Below are 14,465 nucleotides of genomic sequence, written 5' to 3' on the forward strand. Positions count from 1 at the left end.
ATGAACGTCGGTCAGATCCCGCAAAACCAGTCGTCCACACCGCCAACCGCGGCACGCGAGGACATCGCCATCGTCGGCATGTCGTGCCGCTTCCCGGGCGCCGAAAACTACGCGCAGTATTGGCGCAACCTCAGCGAGGGACGCTCCAGCGTGAGCGAGGTGCCGGCGAACCGTTGGGACAAGGATGCGTTCTACTCCGCCGACGTGCGCGAGCCGAACAAGTCGACCAGCAAGTGGGGCGGCTTCATCGACGGCGTGGAGTACTTCGACGCCGACTTCTTCGGTATATCCGCACGCGAGGCGGCGGTGATGGACCCGCAGCAGCGCATCATGCTCGAGCAGGCATGGCACTGCCTGGAAGATGCCGGCTACGATCCGCGCGCGTTCAGCGGTACCCGCACCGGCGTCTACATCGGCGTCTTCACTTTCGACTATCGCGACCACCTGGGCCGCGCGCTCGATGCGATCGAGGCTCACGTCGCGACCGGCACGCATACCGCCCTGATCCCCAATCGCATCTCCTATTTCCTCAACCTGCACGGCCCCAGTCTGCCGGTCGATACCGCGTGTTCGAGTTCGCTGGTGGCGCTGCACAAGGCCGCCCATGCTATTCGCCGCGGCGAATGCGAGCAGGCACTGGTGGGCGGAGTGAGCGTGCTGTGCAGCCCCACGCATTTCATCTCGTTCTCCAAGACCGGCATGCTCTCGCCGGACGGCAGTTGCAAGACCTTCGACGAGCGTGCGAACGGTTACGTGCGCGGCGAAGGTGCGGCCATGGTGCTGCTCAAGCCGCTGGCGAAGGCGATTGCCGACAATGACCGGATCCTGGCCGTGCTGCGCGGCTCGGCTATCAACCACGGCGGCCATGCACGCACGGTCACCTATCCTGGTTCGCTCGCGCAGTCGAATGTCGTCGCGCATGCCCTGCGCGAAGCCGACGTGCCAGTGGGCACGGTGAGCTACGTGGAGGCGCACGGCACCGGCACGCCCAAGGGCGATCCGATCGAGATCGAGGGGCTGAAGATGGCCTTCGCCCGCGTCGCCGCCGAGCGCGGCGAGGTGCTGGACGAGCGCTCCTGCGGCGTCGGCAGCGTCAAGGCCAACGTCGGCCACCTCGAAGCGGTGGCGGGAATGGCCGGCCTGATCAAGACCATCCTGTGCATGCGGCACGGAGTGTTTCCGCCCCTGGTGCACTACCGCAAGCTCAATCCGCGCATCACGCTGGACGGGAGTCCGTTCTTCATCGTCGACGAAGCTCAGCCCTGGGTGACCGGTGCCGCGGAGGATGGCCAGTCGATCCCGCGCCGTGCGGGCATCAGTTCCTTCGGCTTCGGTGGTGTGAATTCGCACGTCGTTGTCGAGGAGTACCCCGGCGGCTACGCACCGGCCGATGCAGCGCCGTCGTTGCGCGAGCCCGCGCTCATCGTGCTTTCCGCGAAGACCGCGCCGGTATTGCGCGAGCGCGCGCGGCAGCTGCTCGATGCGCTCGCTTCCGGCGACATCGGCGAGAAGGACTTGGCCGACCTGGCGTACACGCTCCAGGTAGGGCGGCAGGCGATGGCCGCGCGCCTGGCTACGGTGGTCGATGCGGTGGCGACGCTGCGCGATCGGCTGGAGACGTGGCTTGCCGATGGTACGAACGACGGAAGCGTCTTCATCGGCGAACTCATGGCCGAGATGATGGCATTGGCCGTCGACGCGCCGCCGGTGTCACCCGATGTCGATCTCGTCGCGACGGCGCAGCGCTGGGTGCATGGCCAGGTCTTCGACTGGGCCGCTCTGCACGTGTCCGGCCCACGCCGGCGCCTGGCCTTGCCGACCTATCCGTTCGTGCGGGAAAAACACTGGGTCGAGATGAAGGCCGCATCCGATGCGCAGGCGGCGATCCACCCGCTCCTGCACAGTAACACCTCGAATGTCGGGGGGCTTCGTTTCACCAGCCGCTTCACGGGGCGCGAGAGCTTCCTCGCCGACCACGTCGTGCTCGCGCGACGCACCCTGCCGGCCGCGGCCCAGTTGGAGATGGTCCGCTGCGCGGCGGAACTCGCGTTCGCCACCGCAGGCCGTTGCCGCGTGGAGAACGTCGTGTGGCTGCGTCCCTTCGTGGCGGGAGACGAGCCCAGGGAATGCCACGTCGCGCTGTTTCCCGAAGGCGACGGACGCTTCGCCTTCGAGATCTACGACGATGTCGACGACGGCACCGTCTATAGCCAGGGCGTGGTGGTGAAGCAGGCATCCGGCCCGGACGCCGTCACCCACGACCTCGCGTCGATACGCGCGCGCTGCGGTCGTCCTCGTCGCGATGCGAACGCGTACTACGCGTGGTTCGAGCGGATGGGTCTTGCTTACGGACCCGCGCATCGTTCGCTCGGCGAACTCTTTGTCGGTGAGGCGGAAGCGCTGGCGCGCATCGTCCTGCCCGAGACGTCGAAGTCGTCGCAAGGCGATTACAGCTTGCATCCCAGCGTGCTCGACGCGGCGCTGCAAGCGACCATCGCCTGTCTCGTGGAGCAAGGTTCCGATACCAGGCTCGCGCTTCCGTTCGCGCTCGCATCGCTGGAAGTCATGGCGCCATGCAACGCCGACCTGTGGGCAGTGATTCGCCGCGAACCCGGTCATCGCCCGGGTGATGCGCTGAACCGGTTCGAGATCGATCTGTGCAGCGACGCCGGTACCGTATACGCGCGCCTTCGCGGCTTCTGCCTGCGCGCGGTGCACCAGGCGGACGAGGAGGCGACGCGGACGGCGTTGCTCGTGCCCGCGTGGCATCCGCGGTCCGCGACGGCGGGAGCCAGTGGCCATGCGCAACACGTGGTCATGCTTTGCGCCGCTGCGCCGTCGACCGACGTACCGCTGCGCCTGCACGGCGTGACCTGCATCGACATCGACGAGGATGACGATACGGCGCGGCGCTACGAATCCGCCGCCGCGCTGCTGCTGGAAAACATCCAGGCCATGGTCCGGCAGCCCGGGCGGCACCTGATTCAGATCGTCGTGCCGCAAGCGGGCAGTGGGCAGCTGATGGGCGGCCTCAGTGGCCTGCTGCGCACCGCGCAGCGAGAGAATCCGCGCATCGTCGGTCAGGTCATCGAGGTCGAAGCAGGGCAGGACATCGTCCAGGCTATCGTCGAGAACCGCGACAGCCTTGTCTCGCACATTCGTTACGTGGAAGGCGTGCGACAGGAAGTGCACTGGACGGAAGTCGCGCCGCCATTGGCCACGAACTCACCCTGGAAGGTGGGTGGAACCTATCTCATCACCGGCGGCGCGGGTGGCCTGGGCAGGGTTCTTGCGCGCCGGATCGCCGACGTAGCGAAGGGCGCCACGCTGGTGCTCACGGGTCGCTCGCCACGGACTGACGCACTGGAAGCCAGCTTCTCCGATATCGCAGCGGCGGGCGCCACGGTGCGCTATCGCCAGCTCGACGTAGGCGATAGCGAGGCCGTGCTGACGTGCGTGCGCGAACTCGCGGCGATCACCGGTGGCCTCAACGGCATCATCCACGCGGCGGGCCTCCTGCGCGACAGCCTGATCGTGCGCAAGACCCGCGACGAACTGCGCGACGTGTTGCGCGCGAAAGTCGAGGGTACGCTGCATCTCGACGAAGCCAGCCGCGAGCTGGACCTCGACGTCTTCCTCTGCTTCGCGTCGACCTCCGGTGCGCTCGGCAATGTGGGGCAGGCTGACTACGCGGCCGCGAACGCCTTCATGGATGCCTTCGCCCGCCAACGGGCGGAGTTTGTCGCCCAAGGGCTGCGCCGAGGCCGCACGCTGTCGGTGGACTGGCCGCTATGGGAAGAGGGCGGCATGCGCGTCGACGAGGCGACCCGTGTGGACATGACCGCGCAGACCGGCCTGGTGCCGTTGCGCACGGCCAGCGGTCTCGCCGCGCTGGAACAGGCGCTCGCGATGGATGCGCCGCAAGTACTGGTCGCCGAGGGTGTGATTGGTCGCTTCATGGCCTCGCTCGCGGACGTTCCGGTCATGCCGTCGGCACCGGCCGAAGGGCCCGGCGCGCCATCCGACGATCTGCGCGACAAAGCCGTGCGCTATTTCGTTCGCCTGCTGGCCGGCACGCTCAAGCGGTCGGTGGATAGCATCGATGCACGGGCGCGGATGGAAGCCTACGGCATCGATTCCATCTTGGTGATGGAACTGACCCGTTCACTGGAACAGGTCTTCGGATCCTTGTCCAAGACCTTGCTGTTCGAATACCAGACCATCGCCGAGCTTGCCGGGCATTTCCTCGACGCGCATCGCGATCGCATGACCGAATTGCTCGGCGAGAACACGCAGGAAACGCCGGTAACAGTTGCACCGCGGAATACCGCCGAACCTGTCCAGACACCGGCGTCGCTCCGCCCTCGCTTCGGCGCGGAGCAGGGTGCGCGCGGTGACGTGGCAAAGGTGGTGCCGGATACGCCCGCAGACGCCGTGGGCGAGATCGCCATTGTCGGCGTCGCCGGACGCTATCCGCAGGCCGTCGACCTGGAAGCCTTCTGGGCAAACCTGAGCCAGGGCAAAGACAGCATTACCGAGATTCCGTCCGAACGATGGGACTATCGCGATTACTACGACGCAGACCGCGACGCGCCGGGCAAGACCTACGGCAAGTGGGGCGGTTTCATCGACGGCGTGGACCGCTTCGATCCCCTGTTCTTCAACATCTCGCCGCGCGAAGCGGAGTTGATGGATCCGCAGGAGCGCCTGTTTCTCGAATGCGTGCACGCCACGCTGGAAGATGCGGGCTACACGCGCGAGAACGTCGCCGAGGATGGCAATGTCGGTGTCTTCGCCGGCGTGATGTACGAGGAATACCAGCTTTACGGCGCGCAGGAGCAGGCGCGGGGCAACAACCTCGCGGTGTTCAGTAGCCCCGCGTCAGTGGCCAACCGGGTCTCCTACTTCTGCAACTTCAACGGCCCGAGCCTGGCGCTGGACACCATGTGCTCGTCGTCGCTGACGGCGATCCATCTCGCCTGCCAGGCGATCCAGCGCGGCGACTGCGCGGTAGCGTTGGCGGGCGGCGTAAACGTCTCGATCCATCCGAACAAGTATCTGATGCTGGCCCAGGGCCGCTTCATCTCGGGCAAGGGCCGCTGCGAAAGCTTTGGTGAAGGCGGCGAAGGCTACGTGCCGGGTGAGGGCGTGGGTGCGGTGTTGTTGAAGCCGCTGGCGCAGGCGCAGGCCGACGGCGATCACATCTACGGTGTCATCAAGGCCACCGCAGTCAATCACGGCGGCAAGACCAACGGCTACACCGTGCCGAATCCGAACGCGCAGGCGAAGGTGATCGAGCGTGCGCTGCGCAGGGGGGGTGTCGATGCGCGCGAAATCAGCTATATCGAGGCCCACGGCACCGGTACCAGTCTCGGCGATCCGATCGAAATCGCGGGGCTCGCCAAGGCATTCCGCCATTGGACGCGGGAGACGGGCTACTGCGCGATCGGTTCGGCGAAATCGAACATTGGCCACTGTGAAAGCGCGGCGGGCATCGCTGGTGTAACTAAAGTGCTGCTGCAACTAAGGCATCGGCAGTTGGCGCCCAGCCTGCATTCGGCCGTGTTGAATCCGAACATCGACTTCCATGCCACACCTTTCGTAGTGCAGCAGGAACTCGCTGAGTGGCCGCGACCGGTGATCGACGGTCGCGAACGGCCGCGTATCGCGGGCATCTCTTCGTTCGGCGCGGGCGGCGCGAACGCTCACGTGGTGATCGAGGAATACACGGCGCCCGTTCTTGCACAAGCGACGGGGCCGGCCCTCGTTGTGCTCTCGGCACGCCATGAGGATCGCCTGCGCGAGCAGGTCGAGCGCCTGCTTGCTGTCATTGAGGCGAACCCTGCGCTTGCGCTGCACGACCTCGCGTACACCTTGCAGGTCGGCCGCGAGGCGATGGATGAACGCCTGGCGCTACTCGTGCATTCGCTGGACGAACTGCGCGCGAAGCTCGCCGCCCACATCGCCGGGGAAACGGCGATCGACGGCCTCTACCGCGGACAGGTCCGTCGCCACAAGGAAGCCTTGTCGGCCTTCGCCGGCGACGATGACGTGGACGCCATCGTTGATGCGTGGATTGCCCGTGGCAAATTCGGCAAGTTGCTGGACCTGTGGGTGAAAGGCCTCGCGATCGACTGGCGGCACCTGCGTGGTGACACGCCGCTACGGCGTGTCAGTCTGCCCAGCTATCCGTTTGCCCGCGAGCGCTACTGGATCCAGACCGGTGATGCGCGACCGGTGGTTGCCGCCGGTGCGAACTTGCACCCTCTGCTGCACCAGAACACGTCGGACCTCGAGGGGCCGCGCTTCAGCTCGCGCTTCAGTGGCCACGAGTTCTTCTTCGCCGACCATGTGGTGAGTGGCGCGCGCATGCTGCCGGGCGTCGCTCAGTTGGAGATGGCCCGGCGAGCAGTTATGGAGGTCGCCGGTAAAGGCTTCGAGCCGCGTCTGAAGAACGTGTCATGGATGCGGCCCATCGTCGCTGGTTCCGAAAGCATCGCGCTGCATGTCTCGATGTATCCGGAGGCGGACGGTGCCATTGGCTTCGAGATCCACGGCGATGGCGACGAAGGCGTCATCTACGCGCAAGGCACAGCCTTCGATGGGCACGCCGCGGAAGCGGTGGCCGGTCACGATCTAGCCGTGTTGCGTCAGTCGTGCACGTCGACGCATACGACGGCGGAGTGCTACGCCGCGTTCTCGCGCATGGGCTTGAACTACGGCCCTAGCTTCCAGGGCGTACGCGAACTCCACACCGGTGCCGGACAGGTACTCGCACGCATCGCCGTGCCCGCAGCGGCGCCGGTCGATGGTTACGAGTTGCATCCCAGTCTGCTCGACGCCGCGTTCCAGGCCACGTTGGGCTTGCAACTCCCCGTGCCCGCGGCGGCGGTGCCGCGAGTACCCTTCGCCCTTGGTGGTCTGCGCGTGATGCGTTCGTGCGCGGATGTCGCGTGGGCCGTCGTTCGTTACAGCAACGGCAGCAGCGCAGACCAGGCCGTGCCGAGACTCGATATCGACCTTTGCGACGAGCAGGGTGCCGTCTGCGTGCGCCTTACCGAAGTTGCCCTGCGCGCGATGGCCGCCGTGGCGAGCGAGCCAGCCGCGCCCCGTACCATGCTGCTGGAACAAGCATGGACGGTGAAGGCGGCGCAGGCCGTTATCGGTGAGCCGTTCGCAAGCCATCTTGTGATGGCCTGTGGCGTCGATATGGGCGACGCCATGCACGGACTTCCTGGTGCAACGCTTGTCCTTGCTCCTATGGATGGAAGCTTGGCGACGCGTTTTGAAGCGTCGGCAGCCATGCTGCTCGAACGACTGCAGTCGCTGACGACGCAAGGTGGCATGCACCGCGTGCAGGTGGTGGTGCCATCCCAGGGCGACAACCGGCCACTGGCCGGCCTGCTCGGCATGCTGCGCACGGCAGGGTTGGAAAACCCGCGCATCCTCGGCCAACTGATCGCGGTGGAATCCGGACAGAGCGTGGCCGCGGTGCTGCTGGAAAACCGCGACGATGACGCGCGCCATGTGCGCTACGTCGATGGCGCGCGCCATGTCGCGAGCTGGACGGAACGTCAGCCCACGGCAGCCGTATCGCCGTGGAAGGACCACGGCGTCTATCTCGTCACCGGCGGCGCCGGCGGGCTTGGCTCGATCTTCGCCGAGGCGATCGCCCGCGAGGTGCGTAACCCGGTGCTGGTGTTGACCGGCCGATCGACGCCCGATGAGCGCATCCTGGCAACGATCCACCGTCTGGAGGCACTCGGCGCGGTGGTGCGCTATCACGTCATCGACGTCGCCGATGTCGATGCGCTGACCGCAGTGGTGTGTGGCATTCCTGAGGAATTCGAAAGCCTCGACGGCGTCATCCACGCTGCGGGCGTACTGCGCGACGGCTACCTCGCGGGCAAGACCCGGCAACACCTGCGCGACGTGTTCGCCGCCAAGGTGGCGGGCACCTTGAACCTCGACGACGCTACCCGCGACATCCCCCTCGACTGTTTCGTCTGCTTCTCGTCGATCGCGGGTGCGGCCGGCAATGTGGGGCAGGCGGACTACGCCGCGGCCAACGCCTTCATGGATGCTTTCGCGCACGAACGTGCCGACCGGGTGGCGCGCGGCGAGCGCCACGGCCGCACGCTGTCGGTGAACTGGCCGCTGTGGGCCGAGGGCGGCATGCGCGCCGACGAGGCGACCCGCACCATGCTGGCGCGGCAGTGGGGTATGCAGGCGATGGGCACGGCGAATGGCGTGGAGGCTCTGCGCCGCGCGCTGGCGACGGGCTTGAGCCAGGTGCTGGTGATCGAGGGCGAGCCCGCGCGTATCCGCGAGGTGTTCCTCGATGCGCCGCGTGTGGCGGCGATGCCTGAGGTGCGCGTTGTAGCGGCATCGCCGGAGCGGGCCACTCCTCCCACGCATCCCTCTAATGATGGCTTGCGCGATGCGCTCAAGCGGGCACTCACGGCGATGGTCTCGTCGCTAATCAAGGTGAAGCCGGAAGACCTCGACGGCGATACCTCGCTCAGCGAATACGGTTTCGATTCGATCTCGCTGACCGGCTTCGCCAACGCGCTGAACCGGCAGTACGGCCTCGAGCTGATGCCGACGCTCTTCTTCGAGTACCCCACGCTGGATGGCCTGGCCGGGTACCTGGCGCGCGAGCATCGAGACGTGCTGGCTGCGCGTTTCGCGGCGCCGGTCGTAGCGGCGCGCGTTCCCGCTTCGGTCGCGCAAGCGCTCCATCACGAATCCATCCCCACATCCACGCGCGCACGTACTCGCCGCGGTTTCATCGCCGCGGTATCCGCGCCGTCGCCCGCGGCGAAGGAACCAGTGGCGATCGTCGGCATCAGCGGCCGCTTTCCGCAGGCCGAGGACATCGACGCGTTCTGGCGCAACCTGGCGGAAGGCCGGGATTGCATCGGCGAGATGCCCGCTGCGCGGGCGGACTGGCTGGCATGGCATGGCGAACGCGCGCCGGAAGCCAGCGCCGGTCGCGCCGTGCGCGGTGGTTTCATCGACGGTGTGGACGAGTTCGATCCGGCGTTCTTCGGCATCTCGCCGAAGGAAGCCGAACTGATGGATCCGCAGCAGCGGTTGATGATGATCCACGTGTGGAAGGCGCTGGAGGACGCGGGCTATGCCGCCTCTGCGCTGGCGGGCAGCAACCTGGGCCTCTACGTGGGCACCATGCCCAGCGGATACGCCATGCTGGCCAGCCGTGCCGGCGCGGCGATTGAAGGGTATTCGTCAACCGGCACGGTGGCCTCGGTCGGCCCCAACCGGATGAGCTACTTCCTTGGCGTGCACGGACCGAGCGAGCCGGTGGAAACCGCGTGTTCCAGCTCGCTGGTCGCGCTGCGCCGCGCGGTGCTCGCGCTCGAGCGCGGCGATTGCGCGATGGCCGTTGCGGGTGGCGTCAACACCATCGTCAATGCCGAATTGCATATCAGCTTCGAGCGCGCCGGCATGCTCAGCGAGGATGCCCGCTGCAAGACCTTCTCGGCCGACGCCAATGGTTATGTGCGCGGCGAAGGCGTGGCGATGCTAGTGCTGAAAAAGCTCTCCGACGCCGAGCGCGACGGCGATCATATCTACGGTTTGGTGCGCGGCATCGCGGAGAACCACGGCGGCCGCGCCAACTCCCTCACGGCACCGAATCCCGCGGCGCAAGCGGCAGTGATTCGCCGCGCACACGAGATGGCCGGGATCGATCCGCGCACGGTGACCTATATCGAGGCGCATGGCACCGGCACACCGCTGGGCGATCCGGTGGAAGTGAACGGGCTGAAGGCCGCGTTCCGCGAGCTTTATGCGGCGACCGGCGGGAGCGATGTCGCTGCCGCGCACTGCGGTCTGGGTTCGGTGAAAACCAATATCGGCCATCTCGAACTCGCCGCGGGCGTCGCCGGTGTGGTGAAGGTGTTGTTGCAGATGAAGCACCGCACCCTAGTGAAGAGCCTGCATGCCGAGGTTCTCAATCCCTATATCGATCTGGCGGGCAGCCCGTTCCATGTGTTGACCGGCGCACGCGAGTGGACGGCGCTGCACGATGCGCAGGGCCGGCCAGTACCGCGGCGTGCGGGCGTGAGTTCGTTCGGCTTCGGCGGTGTCAATGCGCACGTGGTGCTGGAGGAGTACGTGGCACCCGCAATGGACGCTGTCACAACCACGGGTCCGGTAGCCGTGCTGCTGTCCGCCCGCGATCGCGACCGGTTGCACGAACAGGTACAACTTCTCGCCGATTTCGTCGCCTCGTCCGCGACGCCCGTCGCCCTGGCCGATCTCGGCTACACCTTGCAGGCCGGTCGCGAGCCGATGGAGGAACGCCTCGGCTTCGTCGCCACTTCGCTGGACGACCTGCATGGCAAGCTGACGCGCTTCCTGGATGGTACCGGCGAAGCGCATCTCGGCCGGGCCGACAAACTGCGGGATGCCGCCGGCGAAGACATGGACGGCACGATCCAGGAGTGGATCGCGCAAGGTCGGCTGGATGCGTTGGTGGGACTGTGGGTGCAAGGCTACGCCATCGACTGGCACCGCCTGCACGCGGGTCGCACGCCGCGCCGCATCAGCCTGCCGACATATCCGTTCGCCACGGAGCGGTACTGGGTGTCGCCGGGCGCGGTCGCATCACGCTCCCGCGTGGCGATGCTGCATCCGCTCGTACACAGCAATACGTCGACGCTTGCCGGGCCGCGCTTCAGCAGCCGCTTCGGCGGGAACGAGATCGTGCTTGCCGACCATCGCGTCGGCGGCCGCGCGGTGTTGCCTGGCGTGGCCCAGTTGGAAATGGCGCGCTTCGCGGTGGACACGGTCATGGAGTCCAGCACCACGCTGCATTTGAAAGATGTCGCATGGATGCGACCCGTGGTCGCCGGCGACGAGGGCGTGGCGCTGCACCTGTCGCTGTATCCGGAAGACGGCGGCAACATCGCCTATGAACTTCATGCCGACGGTGACACGGGCCTGGTCTACGGCCACGGCATGGTCACCACGATGGCCAGCGGTCCGGCTCCGGCTTCCCACGACATCGCAGCCTTGCGCGCACGCTGCGCATCGCGGCATTTCGACGCCGCGGCGTGCTACGCCGTGTTCGACGCGATGGGGCTCGGCTATGGCGAAGGCTTCCGTGGCCTGGTCGAACTGTTTGCCGGCGACGGCGTAGCGCTCGCCAGGATTGCGTTGCCGGAAACGTGGCGGACCGAAGGGGGCGCCTATGCATGGCCACCGGGTCTGCTCGATGCGGCCCTGCAGGCATCCATCGGCCTGTACCTCGGCGTAGGCGGCGACACGTCGCCGCTGATGCTGCCGGTGTCGCTGGCGGCGCTCGACGTGCTGGGACCGTGCGCAAATGCGATATGGGCGGTGGTGCGTCAGGGCGACGTCACGGGTGTGGTGGACATCGATCTGTGCGGCGACGATGGCGTGCCGTGCCTGCGCTTCCGCAAGCTCGCCTTCCGCATCGCGGAGCCGGGCGTTTCCGTTCCTGTTCCGGCAGCGATCGATCATCCGATGGAGCATCCCGTCAACGACATCCTTCCCGAACCGGAGCCTGCTGTCGCGATGGCGAGCAGCGCCGAGGATGATGACGTATTCCAGGAGCGCGCCACGCGCCACTTCGAGCGATTCCTGTCGACGGCGCTGAAGCTGCCCCTGCACCGGATCGATCGCCGGGCGCGCATGGAGACCTACGGTATTGACTCGCTGATGGTGCTCGACCTGACGCGCTCGCTGGAAAAAACCTTCGGCCCACTGCCGAAGACGCTGTTCTTCGAATACCAGACCCTGGCGGCACTGGCCGGCTATTTCACGCGGCAACATCGCGAGGCGCTGGCCGCCTTGCTCGGCGAGCGGCGGAGTGTGGCCGCCGCCGTGTCGGCGGCGGTCGCGACGAAGGTCGAGAAGGCGATCTCCTTGCCTCAGGCAAGCCGGGCGCGTTACGACATGCGCAGCCGTGCCGACAAGGTGGGCAGCGAAGACGCTGGTGTCATCGCCATTGTCGGTATGGCTGGCCGCTATCCGCAGGCCGCCGATATCGCGGCGTTCTGGGCGAACCTGAGCCAAGGCATCGACAGCATCACCGAGATACCTGCTGACCGTTGGGATCACGCCCGTTACTTCGACGAGGATCGCAACGCGCCGGGCAAGACCTACGGCAAATGGGGCGGGTTCATCGACGGCGTGGACCGCTTCGATCCCCTGTTCTTCAACATTTCGCCGCGCGAAGCGGAGCTGATGGATCCGCAGGAGCGGCTGTTCCTCGAATGCGTGCATGCCACGCTGGAGGACGCGGGCTACACGCGCGACAACGTGGCCGAGGGCGGCAACGTCGGCGTCTTCGCCGGTGTGATGTACGAGGAATACCAACTCTACGGCGCGCAGGAGCAGGTGCGCGGCAAGCCCCTGGCAGTGGCGGGCCATCCGGCGTCCATCGCCAATCGCGTCTCCTATTTCTGCAACTTCAACGGTCCGAGCATGGCGCTGGACACGATGTGCTCGTCGTCGTTGACGGCGATCCATCTCGCCTGCCAGGCGATCCAGCGCGGCGACTGCGCGGTGGCATTGGCGGGCGGCGTAAACGTCTCGATCCACCCGAACAAATACCTCACGCTAGCCCAGGGCCGCTTTATCTCAGGCAAGGGCCGCTGCGAGAGCTTCGGCGAAGGTGGCGAAGGCTACGTGCCGGGTGAGGGTGTGGGCGCAGTGTTGTTGAAGCCGCTGGCGCTGGCGCAGGCCGACGGTGACCACATCTACGGCGTGATCCGCGCCACCGCGGTCAATCACGGCGGCAAGACCAACGGCTACACGGTGCCGAATCCGAACGCGCAGGCGGAAGTCATTGAACGCGCCCTTCGCAAGGGCGGCGTGGATGCTCGCCACATCAGTTACATCGAAGCGCATGGTACCGGCACCAGCCTTGGCGATCCCATCGAGATCGCTGGCCTGTCGAAAGCCTTCGGGCATTGGACGCGGGATACGGGTTACTGCGCGATTGGTTCGGCGAAGTCGAACATCGGCCATTGCGAAAGCGCGGCGGGTGTCGCCGGCGTCACCAAGGTGCTGTTGCAACTCAAGCATCGGCAGTTGGCGCCCAGCCTGCATTCGGCCGTGTTGAATCCGAATATCGATTTCGAGACCACGCCGTTTGTGGTGCAGCAGGAGCTCGCAACCTGGCCGCGGCCGGTGATCGATGGCCGCGAACGCACCCGCATCGCCGGTATCTCCTCCTTCGGTGCGGGCGGTGCGAATGCCCATGTCGTGATCGAGGAATACGTCGAAGCGGTTGCGAATGCGCAGGAAAGCGGCCCCGCGATCGTGCCGCTGTCGGCACGTGACGAGGATCGGCTGCGTGAACAGGCACAGCGGTTGCTCGCGGCCATCGAGGCGAATCCGGAGCTTCCGCTGCACGATCTCTCGTACACGCTGCAGGTCGGCCGCGAAGCGATGGACGAGCGTCTTGCGCTGCTGGTGCATTCGCTGGACGAACTTCGCGACAAGCTGGCGGCCTGGCTGGCCGGCGAGACCGCTATCGACGAGTTTTACCAGGGCCAGGCCAGGCGCAACCGCGATGCCCTGGCCGAGCTGACCGACGATGACGATATGGATGGCGCGGTGCGGGCCTGGCTTGCCAAAGGTAAGCACGGCAAGTTGCTCGCGCTGTGGACGAAGGGTCTGGCGTTCGACTGGCGCAGCCTGCATGCCGATCGTCATCCGCGCCGGGTAAGCCTGCCCACCTATCCGTTCGCCCGCGAGCGCTACTGGCTTCCGCTGGATACGGCGCCGTCGGTCGCGTCATCCGCCGCCGCGCTGCATCCTCTGTTGCACCGGAATACCTCGACGTTCGCCCTGCAGCGCTTCAGCTCGCACTTCACGGGCCGCGAGTCCTTCCTTGTTGACCATATGGTGCGTGGCAGCCGTGTGCTGCCCGGTGTCGCGCAACTGGAGATGGTGGTTCGGGCCGCTCGTGAGGCGCTGGATGGCGACGAGCGACTGAGGCTGGTGGACGTGGTGTGGCAACGGCCGGTGGTGGTCGATGCGGATGGGTTGGAAGTGCACGTCGGCCTGCTGCCGCAGGACGATGGCGCGATCCGCTTCGAGATCTTCCATGACGAAGCAACGGTGTGCGCCGAAGGTTCGGTTGCGCTCGTCGCGGCAGGCGAAACGCTTGCTGCATACGACATCGATACCCTGCGGCAGGCATGTGATGCGTTGCGGCTGGATGCGGCGCAATGCCACGAGGCCTTCGAGCGCATGGGACTGGTCTATGGACCTTCCCTGCGAGCCTTGGCGGAGATTTTCGTGGGGACAGGGCAGTCCCTGGCTCGCATCGCACTGCCAGCCGGCATAAGTCTGGAAGGTTATGCCTTGCATCCGAGCCTGCTCGACGCGGCACTTCAGTCCACCCTCGGATTGGCATCATCCGCTGGCGACACGCTCTGGTTGCCCGCGACGCTCGCTTCGCT

The 14,465-nt window shown here is 66.4% G+C and carries 1 protein-coding gene (running past one end of the window); it reads left to right on the top strand.

What is annotated here, in order from left to right:
• Window positions 1-14,465 carry the start of a non-ribosomal peptide synthetase gene (locus BM338_RS14485; RefSeq protein WP_090451852.1) on the top strand. 17,596 nt of this gene lie beyond the right edge of the window, so only the first 14,465 of its 32,061 coding nucleotides appear in the window; its start codon is at window positions 1-3; its stop codon lies off the right edge, out of view.

Source organism: Dyella sp. OK004, from assembly GCF_900114495.1.
In the GTDB taxonomy this organism is placed as follows: Bacteria; Pseudomonadota; Gammaproteobacteria; order Xanthomonadales; family Rhodanobacteraceae; genus Dyella_D.